This window comes from Streptomyces sp. cg36, from assembly GCF_041080675.1.
Taxonomy (GTDB): Bacteria; Actinomycetota; Actinomycetes; order Streptomycetales; family Streptomycetaceae; genus Streptomyces.
This window is the reverse complement of record NZ_CP163520.1, coordinates 3,470,959-3,486,379: the sequence shown is the minus strand read 5'-3', so window position 1 is coordinate 3,486,379 and position 15,421 is coordinate 3,470,959. Positions and strand designations below refer to the sequence as shown.

The 15,421-nt window shown below is 73.1% G+C and carries 17 protein-coding genes; 9 read left to right on the top strand and 8 right to left on the bottom strand.

Annotation, left to right across the window (positions count from 1 at the left end; genetic code table 11):
- The first annotated feature begins 60 nt into the window (after positions 1 to 60).
- A complete protein-coding gene (locus tag AB5J87_RS15480; protein ID WP_369377238.1) occupies positions 61 to 1,254 on the top strand; it encodes an RtcB family protein in 1,194 nt (397 codons plus the stop codon).
- A gap of 120 nt (positions 1,255 to 1,374) precedes the next feature.
- On the opposite strand, the gene AB5J87_RS15475 is transcribed toward AB5J87_RS15480, so the two are convergent.
- Together AB5J87_RS15475 and AB5J87_RS15470 are read right to left on the bottom strand one after the other, a co-directional pair.
- Positions 1,375 to 2,139 (bottom strand): SDR family NAD(P)-dependent oxidoreductase, encoded by a 765-nt coding sequence (locus tag AB5J87_RS15475; protein WP_369377236.1) that lies wholly within the window; start codon positions 2,137 to 2,139, stop codon positions 1,375 to 1,377.
- A 156-nt stretch (positions 2,140 to 2,295) separates the two neighbouring features.
- Positions 2,296 to 2,631 (bottom strand): YnfA family protein, encoded by a 336-nt coding sequence (locus tag AB5J87_RS15470; protein ID WP_369377235.1) that lies wholly within the window; start codon positions 2,629 to 2,631, stop codon positions 2,296 to 2,298.
- Positions 2,632 to 2,698: 67 nt separating this feature from the next.
- Between AB5J87_RS15470 and AB5J87_RS15465 the strand changes: the two genes are divergently transcribed.
- Both AB5J87_RS15465 and AB5J87_RS15460 read left to right on the top strand, forming a co-directional pair.
- A complete protein-coding gene (locus AB5J87_RS15465) occupies positions 2,699 to 3,436 on the top strand; it encodes a hypothetical protein (protein WP_369377233.1) in 738 nt (245 codons plus the stop codon).
- 100 nt (positions 3,437 to 3,536) lie between these two features.
- A complete protein-coding gene (locus AB5J87_RS15460; protein ID WP_369377232.1) occupies positions 3,537 to 4,055 on the top strand; it encodes a MarR family winged helix-turn-helix transcriptional regulator in 519 nt (172 codons plus the stop codon).
- A gap of 113 nt (positions 4,056 to 4,168) precedes the next feature.
- On the opposite strand, the gene AB5J87_RS15455 is transcribed toward AB5J87_RS15460, so the two are convergent.
- Together AB5J87_RS15455 and AB5J87_RS15450 are read right to left on the bottom strand one after the other, a co-directional pair.
- Positions 4,169 to 4,897 (bottom strand): Mut7-C RNAse domain-containing protein, encoded by a 729-nt coding sequence (locus tag AB5J87_RS15455; protein WP_369377231.1) that lies wholly within the window; start codon positions 4,895 to 4,897, stop codon positions 4,169 to 4,171.
- A 74-nt stretch (positions 4,898 to 4,971) separates the two neighbouring features.
- Positions 4,972 to 5,736, bottom strand: a complete 765-nt coding sequence (locus AB5J87_RS15450) for a metallophosphoesterase (protein WP_369377230.1) — start codon at positions 5,734 to 5,736, stop codon at positions 4,972 to 4,974.
- Between the two features lie 201 nt (positions 5,737 to 5,937).
- Between AB5J87_RS15450 and AB5J87_RS15445 the strand changes: the two genes are divergently transcribed.
- Positions 5,938 to 6,369, top strand: coding sequence for a GNAT family N-acetyltransferase (locus AB5J87_RS15445; RefSeq protein WP_369377229.1), 432 nt, complete (start codon positions 5,938 to 5,940; stop codon positions 6,367 to 6,369).
- A 109-nt stretch (positions 6,370 to 6,478) separates the two neighbouring features.
- Here AB5J87_RS15445 and AB5J87_RS15440 read toward each other — a convergent pair whose 3' ends face one another.
- From AB5J87_RS15440 to AB5J87_RS15430, 3 genes are read right to left on the bottom strand one after another with little or no spacing between them, the layout of a single operon-like run.
- A complete protein-coding gene (locus AB5J87_RS15440; RefSeq protein WP_369377227.1) occupies positions 6,479 to 7,045 on the bottom strand; it encodes a GNAT family N-acetyltransferase in 567 nt (188 codons plus the stop codon).
- Positions 7,046 to 7,094: 49 nt separating this feature from the next.
- Positions 7,095 to 9,752 (bottom strand): HAD-IC family P-type ATPase, encoded by a 2,658-nt coding sequence (locus AB5J87_RS15435; protein ID WP_369377226.1) that lies wholly within the window; start codon positions 9,750 to 9,752, stop codon positions 7,095 to 7,097.
- Positions 9,736 to 10,095: an ArsR/SmtB family transcription factor gene (locus tag AB5J87_RS15430; RefSeq protein ID WP_369383540.1), complete on the bottom strand. Its 360-nt coding sequence runs from the start codon at positions 10,093 to 10,095 to the stop codon at positions 9,736 to 9,738. The genes AB5J87_RS15435 and AB5J87_RS15430 overlap by 17 nt, the downstream gene beginning before the upstream one ends.
- Positions 10,096 to 10,327: 232 nt before the next feature.
- Here AB5J87_RS15430 and AB5J87_RS15425 point away from each other — a divergent pair, with 232 nt between their 5' ends.
- Positions 10,328 to 10,540, top strand: coding sequence for a hypothetical protein (locus AB5J87_RS15425; protein WP_369377224.1), 213 nt, complete (start codon positions 10,328 to 10,330; stop codon positions 10,538 to 10,540).
- Here AB5J87_RS15425 and AB5J87_RS15420 read toward each other — a convergent pair.
- The gene (locus tag AB5J87_RS15420) at positions 10,519 to 11,100 is read right to left on the bottom strand and encodes a hypothetical protein (RefSeq protein ID WP_369383539.1); all 582 of its coding nucleotides are present in this window, start codon (positions 11,098 to 11,100) and stop codon (positions 10,519 to 10,521) included. The genes AB5J87_RS15425 and AB5J87_RS15420 overlap by 22 nt on opposite strands.
- 127 nt (positions 11,101 to 11,227) lie before the next feature.
- Between AB5J87_RS15420 and hemL the strand changes: the two genes are divergently transcribed.
- From hemL to AB5J87_RS15400, 4 genes are all read left to right on the top strand, one after another.
- A complete protein-coding gene (gene hemL, locus AB5J87_RS15415) occupies positions 11,228 to 12,550 on the top strand; it encodes a glutamate-1-semialdehyde 2,1-aminomutase (protein WP_369377223.1) in 1,323 nt (440 codons plus the stop codon).
- Complete coding sequence (locus tag AB5J87_RS15410) at positions 12,547 to 13,233, top strand: histidine phosphatase family protein (RefSeq protein WP_369377222.1); 687 nt, start codon at positions 12,547 to 12,549, stop codon at positions 13,231 to 13,233. Before hemL ends, AB5J87_RS15410 begins: the two co-directional genes overlap by 4 nt.
- A gap of 235 nt (positions 13,234 to 13,468) precedes the next feature.
- A complete protein-coding gene (locus AB5J87_RS15405) occupies positions 13,469 to 14,710 on the top strand; it encodes a hypothetical protein (protein ID WP_369377221.1) in 1,242 nt (413 codons plus the stop codon).
- 101 nt (positions 14,711 to 14,811) lie between these two features.
- Positions 14,812 to 15,420, top strand: coding sequence for a TlpA family protein disulfide reductase (locus AB5J87_RS15400; protein WP_369377219.1), 609 nt, complete (start codon positions 14,812 to 14,814; stop codon positions 15,418 to 15,420).
- The last annotated feature ends 1 nt before the right edge of the window (position 15,421 follow it).

The following is a 15,421-nucleotide window of genomic DNA, read 5'->3' as shown; positions in this document are numbered from 1 at the left end:
GCGCTCAAAGACTTTTCGAGTGGATCTGTTCGGTCGGTTGGCTCGGGGGAACGAGGAATTATGTCGTATGTAGAGGTTCCGGGGGCGAACGTCCCGATCAGGATGTGGGCCGACCCCGCGTCGGTCGAGGACGTCGCGATGCAGCAGCTGCGCAATGTGGCGACGCTGCCGTGGATCAAGGGTCTGGCCGTCATGCCGGACGTCCACTACGGCAAGGGCGCGACCGTCGGCTCGGTCATCGCGATGCACGGCGCGGTCTGCCCGGCCGCGGTCGGCGTCGACATCGGCTGCGGCATGTCGGCGGTCCGGACGTCCCTGACCGCGAACGACCTGCCGGGCGACCTCTCCCGCCTCCGCTCCAGGATCGAGCAGGCGATCCCGGTGGGCCGCGGCATGCACGACTCCCCGGTGGACCCGGCCCGCTTCCACGGCTTCGCGACGGCGGGCTGGGACGACTTCTGGGAGCGGTTCGGGGGGATCGCCGACGCGGTCAAGTTCCGTCAGGACCGGGCCGTGAAGCAGATGGGGACGCTCGGGGCCGGGAACCACTTCATCGAGTTCTGCCTCGACGAGTCGGGCTCGGTCTGGCTGATGCTGCACTCCGGGTCCCGGAACATCGGCAAGGAGCTCGCCGACTTCCACATCGGCGAGGCCCAGAAGCTGCCCCACAACCAGGGCCTGGTCGACCGCGACCTCGCCGTCTTCATCGCGCAGACGCCCCAGATGGCGGCGTACCGGAACGACCTGTTCTGGGCGCAGGAGTACGCCAAGTACAACCGCGCGATCATGATGGCGCTCTTCCAGGACGTGGTCCGCAAGGAGTTCAAGAAGGCGCGGGTGACCTTCGAGCCGGTGATCAGCTGCCACCACAACTACGTGGCGGAGGAGCGGTACGACGGCATGGACCTGCTGGTGACCCGCAAGGGCGCGATCCGGGCCGGCGCGGGGGACCACGGCATCATCCCCGGCTCGATGGGCACCGGTTCGTACATCGTCAAGGGCCTCGGGAACGCGGCGTCCTTCAACTCCGCCTCGCACGGCGCCGGCCGCAGGATGAGCCGGAACGCGGCGAAGCGGAAGTTCACCACCCGCGACCTGGAGGAGCAGACGCAGGGCGTGGAGTGCCGCAAGGACTCCGGCGTCGTGGACGAGATCCCGGGCGCGTACAAGCCGATCGAGAAGGTCATCGACCAGCAGCGGGACCTGGTGCAGGTCGTGGCCAAGCTCAAGCAGGTCGTGTGCGTGAAGGGCTGAGGGCCGCGCGTCGAACGGCCGCGCGGGCGGGGGTCCGACGACCGGCCCCGTACGGAAGGAGGGGCCGCCGGGCATGTCCCGGCGGCCCCTTTCCGCGTCCGGCCCCACGGCTCCCGGTCCCTACAGCTCCCGGTGCACCTTGGTGTTCGACGCCTGGGCCCGGGGGCGGACCACCAGGAGGTCGATGTTGACGTGCGGGGGACGGGTGACCGCCCAGGTGATCGTGTCCGCCACGTCGTCGGCGGACAGGGGCTCGGCCACGCCGGCGTAGACCTTGGCGGCCTTCTCGGCGTCGCCGCGGAAGCGGGTCGTGGCGAACTCCTCCGTCTTCACCATGCCGGGGGCGATCTCGATGACGCGGACCGGACGGCCGACGATCTCCAGCCGGAGGGTCTCGGCGAGGACCCGGGCGCCGTTCTTCGCGGCGACGTAGCCCGCGCCGCCCTCGTACGTGGCGTGGCCCGCGGTGGAGGAGAGGATCACGACCGTGCCGTCGCCGGAGGCGTCCAGCGCCGGGAGCAGGGCCTGGGTGACGTTGAGGGTGCCGATGACGTTCGTCTCGTACATCTGGCGCCAGTCGGCCGGGTCGCCGGTGGCGACCGGGTCGGCGCCGAGCGCGCCGCCCGCGTTGTTGACGAGGACGCCGATGGTGCGGAAGGCGCTCGCGAAGGCGTCGACGGCGGCGCGGTCGGTGACGTCGAGGGCGTACGCGGTGGCCTGGTGGCCCGCCTCGGTGAGCTCGGCGGCCAGCGCCTCGATGCGGTCCTTGCGGCGCGCGGTGAGCACCACGCGGTAACCGGCGGCGGCGAGCTGCCGCGCGGTCGCGGCCCCGATCCCGCTGCTCGCGCCCGTGACGACGGCGATGGGGGTCCCGGTGGCGGTCATGGCGTACTCCTCGCGCGAATGATCGGACTGCGGCCAGGATAGGCGGGCCGGGTCGGCCCGGGGCCGGGGGACGGGGTGGCGTTGGGCACGCCGCTCGGAGGGGGCGACACCCGGGTCGGGCGTCCTCGGCATCCCCGGGTCCGGCGTCCCGCGTCCTCAGCGTCCCCGTGGCGCGTACATGATGACCGCCATGCCCGCCAGGCAGATCAGCGCGCCGGTGATGTCCCAGCGGTCCGGGCGGTAGCCGTCGGCGACCATGCCCCAGGCCAGCGAGCCCGCGACGAAGACTCCGCCGTACGCGGCCAGGATCCGGCCGAACTCCGCGTCCGGCTGGAGCGTCGCCACGAAGCCGTACACGCCGAGCGCGATGACCCCCGCCCCGATCCAGATCCAGCCCCGGTGTTCCTTGACGCCCTGCCAGACGAGCCAGGCGCCGCCGATCTCGAAGACGGCGGCGAGGAGGAAGAGGAAGACGGAACGGGCGACGAGCATGCGGACAGCGTCGCACGCCCCGGGGTGGCAACCCGGGAATATAACCCGCTTTAGGTATCTTTCGGGCATGTTTGGGATGCGCTGGGGGTTCAGGAGCTTCACGGGCGGCGGGGCGGGGCTCGCCTGGGTGTCGGCCGGGGGCGTCGCCGCGCTGGTCGCGGTGTGCGGGCCGACGGCCGGGGTGGCCCACGGCGGAACGGCCCACGGGAGTGTGGGCGACCCCGTCGCCCCGGCGGTCGTCGCGGCGCGGGACGCGGGGGTGCGGGCGGGGCTCCCCGGCGGCGGTGCCGGTATCGGTGCCGGGGCGGCCGGGCGCGGACCCGCGCCCGTGTCCGTGCCCGGCCTCGCTGCCGCACCCGTCCCCGTCTCCGGTCTCGCCGCCGCGTCCGTCCCCGTGCGCGGCCCCGCGTCCGCCGCCGCCGGTGAGGCGGACCTCGCCTTTCACGGGCACGTCTCCCTGTGGGCCGGGCGGGTCGGTGTGTGGGTCGAGCCGTCGAACCACGGGCCGGGCGCGGTCCCGGACGCCACCGTCCGGCTGCGGTTCTCCGTCCCGCTCGCCGGGGCCGAGCCGCTGCCGCCGGGGTGTCTGCGCGGGAGCCCGGACACGGTGCTCTGTTCCACCGGGGCGATGCGGGCCGCCGGGGCCGGGCGGCCGTTCGCGCTCGATCTGCGGGTCGCGGGCAGCCCGGCCGAGGTCGTCGTGAACATCGGCACCGCCTGGGGCGGCGGCGCGGGCGACCGCAACCCCGACAACAACACGCACCGGGTGCTGGCGCCCGCGACCGGCGACAAGTACGCCTACTGAGCCCTGCCGTACGGGGCTCCCCGAGGCGCGGCCGGGACGGGCCGCTCCCGTGCCCGTACGGGAAGGTGCCCGCGGAGCCCCTGCGCCGTACGCTTTCTGCATGCCGCAGAAGAAGGACGGCCCGCACGACGGCCCCCGCCACGCCCCCGGGGACGGCTCCCGCGCGCGTCTCATGGCGGACCTGGGGGCCGCGTCGCGCCGCTACATGGCCTCGTACGCCCTGTTCAACCAGGCACTCGCCGACCGGCTGCGGCTGCACCCCACCGACCTCCAGTGCCTCAACCTGCTGAGCCTGGAGCCCGACCCGGTCACCACGGGGCGGATCGCGGAGCTGACCGGGCTCACCACCGGGTCGGCGACCCGGCTCGTCGACCGGCTGGAGAAGGCCGGGTACGTCACGCGCAGGCGCGACACCGCCGACCGGCGCAAGGTGCTGGTCGAGCCGGTGCCCGAGCGGATGGCCGAGTTCGGGGCGGTGTGGGGGAAGCTGAACGGGGCGTGGTTCGCGATGTTCGACGCGTACGACGACACCGAGATCGAGTTGCTCGTCGCCCATATGCGCAGGACGGTCGAGCTGTCCGGCGCGCAGATCGAACGGCCCAGGAACGAGACGTTCTGATGGTTCGTCAGGACTGGTGAGGGCTCCGGGTTCCGCGTTCGAGGGGATGCGGGGCCCGCCGGACCGCCGTATCGGGGCCCGTCCCCTCCCGGGCAGGGCCCGCCGGGCACTCCCTAGCCGCGGCCGAACTCCGCCACCGCGTCCTCGACGATCGTCTCCAGGCGGGAGTGGTGGGCGCCGCGCCAGTACACGTGGTCGCACGCGGTGCACTCGGCGAAGACGTCGTACCCGCTGCGCGTCCCGTGCTCCAGGCGCTCGTGGACGGTGTCCTTGTCGACGTCCCGCAGCGGCGCGTTGCAGGCGGTGCAGCGGGTCCAGGGGGCGAGCTCGGGCGCGAACCGGCCCAGTACTTCGCGCAGTTGCTCCTCCGGCCGGTGGCTGTAGACGTACGCGCCCGCCCAGAGCTCGCGGCGCCGCAGCAGCCCCCGGTCGCGGGAGAGCAGGACGCGCCGCTCGGCCGCCGACCGCGTGGCCAGCGCCGGATCGCCGATGTCCGTGCTCTCGTACGCGGCGTCGACGCCGAGCAGCCGCAGCCGGCGGGCCAGCTTGCCGAGGTGGACGTCGAGGAGGAAGCGCAGCGGGGCGCCGGGCACGGACTGGGGGCGCTCGACCGCGCGCACCTCCACCGACTCGTCGGCGCGCGGGATGTGGGAGACGGGGACCTCGCGGCCGTCGACGAGGAGGCCGCCCACCTCGGTGAGGGGCACGCCGAGGGACTCGACGACGTGGCCGAGCGTCGAGGAGCCGTCGGTGACCACGGCCGTGCTCCCGGCGCGGCGCTCCGCCGGGACGAAGAGGTGCAGTTCGGGGGCGAATTGGCAGTGGATCTCCGGTCCGTTCACGCGGACAGGATGTCATCGGGGGCGCCGCCGGGCCACGGTATTTGCCCGGCCTCCCCGGGGAGGCCGGGCGCGGCTCACTCCACCACGCGGAAGTGCGTCATGATCCGGTGCTCCCCGTCCAGTACGTGGAAGGCGATCCCGGGCGGCGCGGTGCGGTTGACCAGGCCCTCGCCGGACTCCCACGGCAGCCGCAGCGTCGACGTCACGCCCGGCGCGATGAGCAGGGGCCGCCCGGCGAACGTCGTCGCGGCCGGGGTGTGGGCGTGCCCGACGAGCACGGCCGGGACGTTGTCGCGCCCGGCGAGCAGCTCCGCGAACCGGTCGGCGTTGGTGAGGTTCGTGGAGTCCAGGTATTCGTGGTGGATCACGGCGGGCGGGTGGTGGAAGGCGGGCAGCGCCGGGGTGTCGCCGAGGCCGTCGAGGGTGCGGCCGAGCCAGTCGAGCGTGGCGTCGTCGAACGCGCCCGCGTCCTCGCCGGGGATGGACGAGTCGAGCATGAGGATCGCGTAACCGCCCACGTGGTGCAGGCGGTTGACCGCCGCGTACGGGTCCGGGGCCGCCTTGGCCGCGTCGCCCGGCAGGTCGAGGAGGCCCTTGCGGTATGCGGCGCGGTCGTCGTGGTTGCCGGGGCAGGTGAGGACCGGGACGTCGATGCGGGCGAGCAGGGCCGCGGCCTCGGCGTACTCGTCGGCCGTGCCGTGGTCCGCGATGTCGCCGGTGACCAGGACGGCGTCCGGGCGGCGGGACAGCGCGTTGATGTACTCGACGACGCGGGCGGCGCGTTCTGCGGCCCGCGCGCCCCCGTCGAGATGCAGATCGCTGATGTGGGCCAGCAGCACGTAGTCCCCCTCGGCGGCCCAACCGGCCGGGCCCAGGGGCCTGCCGGGTCGGGCCCGTTGATGGCGCTAATGGTTATTGGCGTTTGTGGCATTAGGACTCTAGGGGATGCGAGAACCCCGGTTCAAGGGCCGATCGGGGGTGAGTGGCCTGGCCCGTGGTCACGTGCGAACGGGCCGGGAGGTGCTGTCTACGCTGACCCCATGAAGATCATCGACCTCGCCCCCGGCGACCCGCGCCTCGGCTCCGACCTGCTGCCGGTCCTGCTCGAACTCCGCCCGCACCTCACGGAAGAGCTGTTCCGCGAGATCTACGAGGAGGGGCACCCCCAGGGGCTGCGCTTCTCCGCCGCGTACGGCCCCGACGGGGTCTGCGTGGGCGCGGCGGGCTGGCGGATCGTCGCCACGACCGTGGCCGTGCGCAAGCTGTACGTGGACGACCTCGTGACGACGGCGGCGGCGCGGTCGCAGGGCGTCGGGCACGCGCTGCTCGCCCACGTCGAGGAGATCGCGCGGGCGGCGGGCTGCACGTCCCTCAACCTGGACTCGGGCACGCACCGCACGGAGGCGCACCGCTTCTACTTCCGTGAGCGGATGGCGGTGACGGCCTTCAACTTCGACAAGCCGTTGGGGTGACGCACCGGGTGACGGCATGACGTTGTGGCGGCGTCGCGTCGTTACGCCGTGAACGGGGGAGTGGGCGGCGGGGTGCCCGGGGCGGCCGGGGTGTCCGCCGCCCCGCGCCTCACTCCGCCGGGTCCGCGGCCCCCGCGACGGGGTGCAGGTCCAGGCACCAGTCGTGGGAGACGATCTCGTGGCCCGGCGGGTACTCGAACTCGACCTTGCCCAGGAGCTCGAACCCGGCCTTCTGGAGGACCGCGTTCGAGGCGGCGTTGTCGACGGACGGGTAAGCGTGGAGCTTGCGCCGGCCGCCCGCCTCCGCCGCCGCCCGCGCCACCGCGCGCAGCGCGGCCACCCCCAGGCCCCGGCCCTGGAACTCGGGGAGGATGCCGTACCCCGTCTCGTAGACCTCCTCGCCCTGCCAGGTGCGCGGCCAGTAGCCCACCGAGCCGACCGGCTCGCCGCTCTCCTCCAGCGAGACGCGGAACATCCGGCCCTCCTCGGCGGGGCGGGCGCTCAGTGCCTCGTAGCGGTGCTGGCGCTTCAGCAGCGCCTCCTCGGTCTCCGGGCCGCCCGTGTGGGACGTCATCGCCGGGGAGTTGGAGTGGTGGAGGAGGGTCAGGTCCTCCACCGACCAGGGCGTGAGGAGGACGGGGATGCGGGCGTGGTCGCCGGCGGTCGCGTCGGTCATGGTCCGACTGTAGGCGGGGGGTCCGACAAGCGGCCGTGGGGGCCGTGGATCAGGCCCCCGCCCCCGGCCGCCGCACCTTTCCGCTCATCCACCACAGCCCCGCCGCGTACAGCGCGAGCACCACCGCGAGGCCCGCGTAGTACACCGCGGGCAGCGGGGCCATGCCCAGGGCCGGGCCCGCGGGGGTGAGGGGGAGCAGCAGGCCCGCCGCTGCCAGGGTCGCCGCGGCCAGCGGGACCGGGCCCCGGGGGGCGCCCGCGCCGGGGCGGGCCGCGCGCAGCAGCAGCATCACCAGCGCCTGGGTGAGCAGGTTCTCCGTGAACCAGCCCGCGTGGAAGGACGCCTGCCCGCCGGCTGCCGTGTCGCTGTGCACGGCCCAGGCCAGGACGGCGAAGGTGGCGAGGTCGGCCGCCGCGTTCAGCAGGCCGAAGCCGGTGACGAAGCGCAGCACCTCGCGCGGGAGCAGCCGCAGCGGGCGGCGCAGGGCGGCCGGGTCCTGGCGGTCGTAGGCGAAGGCGAGCTGGGCGGCGTCGAAGCACAGGTTCTGCACGAGGACCTGGGCCGGGAGCATCGGCAGGAACGGCAGCATCAGACCGGCGGTCAGCATCGCTATGACGTTGCCGAAGTTGGAGGAGAGCGTGATCCGCAGATAGCCCGCGATGGTGCCGCCGCAGCGGCGGCCCTCCTCGATCGCGCGGTCCAGGGAGGTGAGGTCCTTGGCGGCGAGCACCACGTCCGCCGCCTCGCGGGCCACGTCCACGGCGTCGCGCGGGCAGATGCCGACGTCCGAGGCGCGCAGCGCGGGCAGGTCGTTGACGCCGTCGCCGAGGAAGCCGGTGACGTGGCCGTGGGCGCGCAGCACCCGGACGATCCGGGCCTTGTGCTCGGGGGTGCAGCGGGCGAAGACGGTGGTGCGCGCCGCGAGGGCGGCCAGCTCCGCGTCGGCCAGCGCGTCCGCCCGTTCGGCCGTGACCACTTCGCCCGGCTCCAGGCCCAGGTCGCGGCAGGCGCGGGCGGCGGTGCCGGGGTGGTCGCCGGTGAGGACCTTGACCGCGACACCGCTGCGGGCCAGCGCGGTGAGCGCGGCGGCGGCGGTCTCGGCGGTGGCGTCGCGCAGGGCGACGAGGCCGGTGAAGGTCAGCCCGCGCTCGTCGGCCGTCGTGTACGCGCGCGTACGCGCGGGCCGCTCGGCGCGGGCCACCGCCAGCACCCGCAGCCCGTCCCGCGCGCAGGCCAGGGCGAGTGCGGTGACGCGCGCGTGCTCGCCGGGGCCGAGGGCGCACCGCTCCAGTACGTCCTCGACGGCGCCCTTGACCACCAGGGTGTGGCCGCCGATGCGGCCGGGGGTGCGGACCACGGCGGTGGACAGCCGCCGCACCGGGTCGAAGGGGAGGGCGGCGACGGGGTCGTACTCCAGGGCGTCGAGGCCGCCGGGCAGCCGCTGTTCGGCGGCGTCCAGGAGGGCTTCGTCGAGGGCGTCGGCGGTGGGCACCTCGGCGAGCTGGAGCGTCCACAGGCTGTTGACGGCGGCCCAGTGCAGCACGTCCGGGTCGTCGGCGCCCGAGGCGTCGAGGGCCCGGTCGAGGACCGGGCGGTCCTGGGTGAGCGTGCCGGTCTTGTCGACGCAGACGACGTCGACCGCGCCCAGGTCGTGCAGCGCGGGCAGCCGTTTGACGATCACTCCGTGCGTGCGGGACAGGGCCGTCGCGCCCCGGGCCAGCGCGGTCGTCACGATCACCGGCAGCATCTCGGGGGTGAGCCCGACCGCGACGGCGACCGCGAACGGCAGCGTCTCCAGGCCGCGTCCGCGCAGCGCGGCGTTGGCCATCAGGACCAGCGGCGGGGTGAGGAGCATGAAGCGGATCAGGATCCAGGAGATCCCGTACACGGAACGGTCGAAGGCGGTCGCGCGGTGGGCGTCGGCGGCGGCGGTCCGCACGGTGGGGGTCTCGGGTCCCCGCGCGCCGAAGAGCCCGCGGCGGCCCGGCCCGCGCCGGAACCTGCCCGATCCGGGTCCCGCCCCGTACGCCGCCGCGAACCGGGTGTCGGCCCCGGTCGCGACGACCACTCCCGTACCGCTGCCGGAGGCGACGCTGCTGCCCTGGTAGCAGAGCTCGGGGCGGTCGAAGCCGCTGGCGCCGGGCGGCGGCTCGTCGGCGGGGCTCTTGGGGACCGGCGCGGACTCGCCCGTGAGCATCGCCTGATGCATCGTCAGGCCCGTGGCGCGCAGCAGCCGCAGGTCCGCCGGGACCAGGTCGCCGGGGCCGAGCCGCACCACGTCGCCGGGCACCACCTGGTCCACCGGGATCTCGCGGGGTGCGGGGGGCGCGTCGGGGGAGGCCCGGCGCACGACGGTGGCCGTCGTCGCGACCAGGTCGCGCAGCCCGGCCGCCGAGCGGTCCGCCCGGTACTCGCCGCAGGCGCGCAGGGCGCAGCTCACCGCGACCAGGACCGCGATGACCGCCGCCGTGCCCCACGCCGCGACCAGCGCCGACACCACCGCGAGGGAGGCCAGCACCGCCGTGAACGGATCGCGCAGGCTCCGTACGCAGCGGGCCGCCCAGGACGGCGGGCGGCGGGTGGGCAGCACGTTCTCCCCGAAGCGGGCGAGGCGGTCGTCCGCCTCGGACTCCAGCAGTCCGCGCGGCCCGCAGTCGAGCGCGCGCAGTACCTCCAGCGGGGTCCGCCGCTCAGGCGCCCAGGTCACGGACGCGTCCCGCACCGCGCTCGCCCGCCCCGGGCCGCTCGCCCAGCCGCGCGACGAGCCAGCGCACCATCTCGGCCACCTCGGGGTCGTCCACCAGGTACACCACCCGGCGGCCCTCGCGGCGGGAGCGGACCAGACCGGCGAGCTTCAGCTTGGCCAGGTGCTGGCTGACGGCGGGCAGCGCGCCGCCGACCCGCTCGGCCAGGCCGGTCACGTCCGACTCGCCGTGGCTCAGCACCCAGACGATGTGCAGCCGCGCGGGCGAGGCGAGGAGCCCGAAGACGCCGGCCGCGCCGCCGAGCACCTCGGCGGAGGGGTCGGCCGGTGTGCTGCTGTCCGTCAGGCTCCTCACCGGCGCCTCCTGTCCGCGTACGTGTGGAAGTGGGACAGCCAGTCTAGGGGCGACCGCCGACAGCGCCGGCGGGAGAGGGGCGGCGGGCCGGAAGACCTGTGGACAAGGGCCATTGGTCCCTGTTTGCCCCTGCTTTACCTGCGCTTTGATCGTGCGCGGCGAATAAGAAAAGGATCTTGCCCGCGGTGTCTTCGGGGGCGGACCGTGAATGCGAGGACCGCGCGTGCCACGACTTCCCCGGACTTCCCGAACGGCCCGTCGCCGGGCGGCGGCGGCCGATCTGCTGCTGCTCCTGGCCGTACTGGTGACGGTCGCCCTGCTCTGCCGCGCCCTGGGCACACCGGTGTGGGCGGCCCTGCTCATCGGGGGCGCGGTGGGGGCGGTCGGCACGCGGACCCGGACGGGGGAGCGGCGCTACGGCCACACCAGGCAGTAGGGCTGGTGGCCCGCCTCGTGCAGGCGGACCGAGAAGTCCTGCCACTCGTGGAGCAGCTGGTAGACGTTGAACGCGTCGCGGGGGCCGCCCCGGTCGGGGACCGTGGACCAGATGAAGGCGGCGGCGCCGACCGTCTCCTCGCCCACTCCGCGCAGCGGGTCGACGACCGTCATGGGGAGCTTGACCACCGCGTAGTCGGGGTGCAGGACGACCAGCTCCAGCGGGGGGACCTTGTGCAGCGGTATGCCCTGGATGCCGGTGAGGACCATCGCGGCCACCGTCTCCGGCTTGATCTTGGTGAACATGCCGCCCATGCCGAGCTCGTCGCCGCCGAGCTCCTCGGGGCGCATCGAGATGGGTACCCGGGCCGCGGTCGCTCCGTCGGGCGCGCCGAAGTACTTGTAGGTCACCCCCACTCGGCCACTCCCGTTTCCCGGACCCGTGACGCGGTCGATCCGATCGATCCGTTCCTCCGCGTCGCGCCGGTGCCGTCCCCGCCGACGGGCCCGCTCGGGACCCCGGTCGTCGGTCCCTTCGCCCAGTCCGCCACCGCGATGCATATCTTTCACCCGACTGCTTTGTAGATGGCACAGCCCCCGCCGCGCAACCCGATCATCGTGTCAGTGACCTCCCCCGCCGGGGTGCGGTGAAACACCTGTCCGCAAGAACGTCCGGGCCTCTGCCACCATGGCGTGTGTGAGCTATCCGTACGAATACGACGCCCCAGTTTCGCAGACGCTTTTCGACCGCGCGTCCCTCGTGACGCCCGGCGGCGTGAACAGCCCCGTCCGTGCCTTCCGCGCCGTGGGCGGTACGCCCCGGTTCATGGTGTCCGGTACGGGGCCCTACCTGACCGACGCCGACGGGCGCGACTACGTCGACCTGGTGTGCTCCTGGGGGCCGATGATCCTCGGGCACGCGCACCCCGAGGTGATCGAGGCCGTGCAGGCGGCGGTCGCCCGCGGCACGTCCTTCGGTACGCCCGGTGAGGGCGAGGTCGCGCTGGCCGAGGAGATCGTCGCCCGGATCGAGCCCGTCGAGCAGGTCCGCCTGGTGTCGTCCGGCACCGAGGCGACCATGTCGGCGATCCGGCTCGCCCGCGGCTTCACCGGCCGCGCCAAGGTGATCAAGTTCGCCGGGTGCTACCACGGTCATGTCGACGCGCTGCTCGCCGCCGCCGGTTCCGGCGTCGCCACCTTCGGGCTGCCCGACACCCCCGGTGTCACCGGCGCCCAGGCGGGCGACACGATCGTGCTGCCCTACAACGACCTGGACGCGGTCCACGCGGCCTTCCACGCCCACCCGGGCGAGATCGCCTGTGTGATCACCGAGGCTTCGCCCGGCAACATGGGCGTCGTGCCGCCCGCCGACGGCTTCAACGCGGGCCTCAAGGCGGCCTGCGCCAAGAACGGCGCGCTCTACATCTCCGACGAGGTCATGACCGGCTTCCGCACCAGCCGGGCGGGCTGGTACGGCGTCGACGGCGTCGCCCCGGACCTGATGACCTTCGGCAAGGTCATGGGCGGCGGCTTCCCGGCCGCGGCCTTCGGCGGCCGGGCCGACGTGATGGCCCACCTCGCCCCCGCGGGCCCCGTCTACCAGGCGGGCACCCTCTCCGGGAACCCGATCGCCACCGCCGCGGGCCTCGCCCAGCTGCGGCTGCTCGACGACGCCGCGTACGAGAAGGTCGACGCGGTCTCCCGGGAGATCCAGGGGCTGGTCTCGGCCGCGCTCACCAAGGAGGGCGTCGCCCACCGGCTCCAGACGGCGAGCAACATGTTCTCCGTCTTCTTCACCCCGGACGAGGTCCGCGACTACGAGGACGCCAAGAAGCAGGAGTCCTTCCGCTTCACCGCGTTCTTCCACGCGATGCTGGCGAACGGCGTCTACCTGCCGCCGTCCGCCTTCGAGTCCTGGTTCGTCTCGACCGCCCACGACGAGCGGGCGATCGAGCGCGTCGCGACCGCGCTGCCCGTCGCCGCCCGTGCCGCAGCGGAGGCCACCGCATGAACGACACCAGCAACGAGCTCACCGTCGTCCACCTGATGCGCCACGGCGAGGTGCACAACCCCGACGGCGTGCTCTACGGCCGCCGCGCGGGCTACCACCTCTCCGAGCTCGGCCGGCAGATGGCCGACCGGGTCGCCGAGCACCTGGCGGGCCGCGACATCACGCACGTGGCGGCGTCCCCGCTGGAGCGCGCCCAGGAGACGGCCACCCCGATCGCCAAGGCGCACGGCCTGGACCTCGGCACGGACGCGCGGCTCATCGAGGCGGGCAACGTCTTCGAGGGCAAGACGTTCGGTGTCGGCGACGGCGCCCTGCGCAAGCCCGCCAACTGGAAGCACCTGACCAACCCGTTCCGCCCGTCCTGGGGCGAGCCGTACGTGGAGCAGGTCGTCCGGATGATGGGCGCGCTGGACGCGGCCAAGGACGCGGCCCGCGGCCACGAGGCGGTGCTGGTCAGCCATCAGCTGCCGATCTGGATCGTGCGCTCGTTCGTGGAGCGGCGGCGGCTGTGGCACGACCCGCGCAAGCGGCAGTGCACGCTGGCCTCGCTGACCTCGTTCACCTACCGGGGCGACAAGATCGTGTCGGTCGGCTACAGCGAGCCCGCCCGGGACCTGGTGCCGTCGCACCTGCTGGCGGGCGCCAAGCCGGTCAAGGGCAAGTCGAAGGCGTTCGGCGCCTAGCGCACCGCCCGGCGGAACGCTCCCGTCCGCGCCCCCCGGGGCGGGCCCGAAGGGTCCTTCCGGGGGGCGCGTTCGTCTTGTCGCCCTGCGTACAGCAGAACTGACGAACCGTACGATTTGCGAAGATTTGTGCGACTGTACGGAACCAATCCGGACTCATAGGCATCTCATCTGATGTCCACAGGCTGTGGCCGGTGTGGACACCGGGGACGACGATGCGATGGGGACGAACGGTATGCGTGGGATCAGCCGAAGGGGAATGCTCGGACTGGGACTGGGGGCCGCTGCCGCGGTCGGTGTGGCCGGTTGCGGTGGCGGAGACGGCTCGGGCGGCGGCAAGGCCGGTTCGGGCGACGGCTCCGGCAAGGGCGCCCAGGGCTCCGGCAAGAAGGCCGACGCCAAACTGATCGGCGACGGCTCGACCGCCGACACCGGAAAGCAGCCCCACCAGCCCCCCAAGCCCGTCCCCCTCGAACCCGGTCAGACCCCGCCGCAGTTCGTGGTCTTCTCCTGGGACGGCGCGGGCGAGGTCGGCAACGGCCTCTTCCCCCGCTTCCTGGACCTCGCCAAGAACCACGGCGCCTCGATGACCTTCTTCCTCTCCGGGCTGTATCTGCTGCCCGAGTCGAAGAAGCGGCTCTACCACCCGCCGAACAGCAAGGTCGGCGCCTCGGACATCGGCTACCTCACCGACGACCACATCAAGGCGACCCTCACCAACGTGCGCCGGGCCTGGAACGAGGGCCACGAGATAGGCACCCACTTCAACGGCCACTTCTGCTCCGGCCACGGCGATGTCGCCAAGTGGACCCCGGCCCAGTGGCAGAGCGAGATCGACCAGGCGATGTCGTTCGTCACCCAGTGGAAGACGAACACCGGCTGGACCGACGAGGACCCGCTGCCCTTCGACTACAAGCGCGAGCTCGTCGGCGGGCGCACCCCCTGCCTGCGCGGCCAGGACAACCTGCTGCCGACCGCCCAGAAGCTCGGCTGGCGCTACGACGCCTCCTCGCCCGGCGGCACCCAGGTCTGGCCGGTCAAGCGGCACGGCCTGTGGGACCTGCCGCTCCAGGCGATCCCGTTCCCCGGGCACTCCTTCGAGGTCCTGTCGATGGACTACAACATCCTCGCCAACCAGTCGAAGAATTCGACGAAGGCGCCGCCGGCCAACTACCCGGGCTGGCGCAAGCAGGCCACCGAGGCGTATCTCAAGGGATTCCACCGCGCCTACGAGACCAATCGCGCGCCCTTCTACATAGGCAACCACTTCGAGCAGTGGAACGGCGGCATCTACATGGACGCCGTCGAGGAGGCGTTCAAGGGGATGGCCGGCAAGAAGGACGTACGCCTGGTCTCCTTCCGGCAGTACTGCGACTGGCTCGACGTCCAGGACCCGAAGGTGCTCGCCAAGCTGCGCACGCTCCAGGTGGGACAGCAGCCCGCCGGTGGCTGGAACGCGTTCCTGCGCCAGGCGTGAGCGGCGGGCGGCGCGGCTCTTTAGGCGGTGTTGACAAGGGTCTTTACGGGCACTCAGGGGGGTGCCCAAGATCCCCCAAACGGTCATGCGAAACTTTTCACATGTCCGTGAGTCCTGCCCATCCCCGCCGCCGCGCCTTCCTGCTGGTCACGGCCGCCGCGGCCGCCGGTGCGCTGACCCTGACGTCGTGCGGCTCCGGCGGCACGTCCGGCGGCTCGGGCGACACCAAGTTCGTCACCGGAACCGGCGGCATCTCCACCGTCGCCAAGGGGGGCCGGCACGACGCCCCCGATCTGTCCGGCGAGACCGTCGACGGCAAGAAGCTCGATGTCGCCGATCTCAAGGGCAAGGTCGTCGTGCTGAATGTGTGGGGCTCGTGGTGCGCGCCCTGCCGGGCCGAGGCGCCCTATCTCAGCAAGGTGGCCAAGGAGATGCGGCCCAAGGGCGTCGAGTTCGTGGGAATCAATACCCGCGACACCGACAAGGGCCCGGCCGTCGCCTTCGAGAAGCAATTCGACGCCGACTATCCGAGCCTGTACGACCCGATCGGCAAGCTCATTCTCCGCTTCCCCAAGGGAAGTCTGAATCCGCAGGCCATTCCGTCGACCATCGTGCTCGACCGGGACGGCAAGATCGCGGCGCGGGCGCTGATGGCGCTGGACGACGAGAAGCTCCACCAGATGATCGACCCGCTGATCGCGGAGAAGTGAT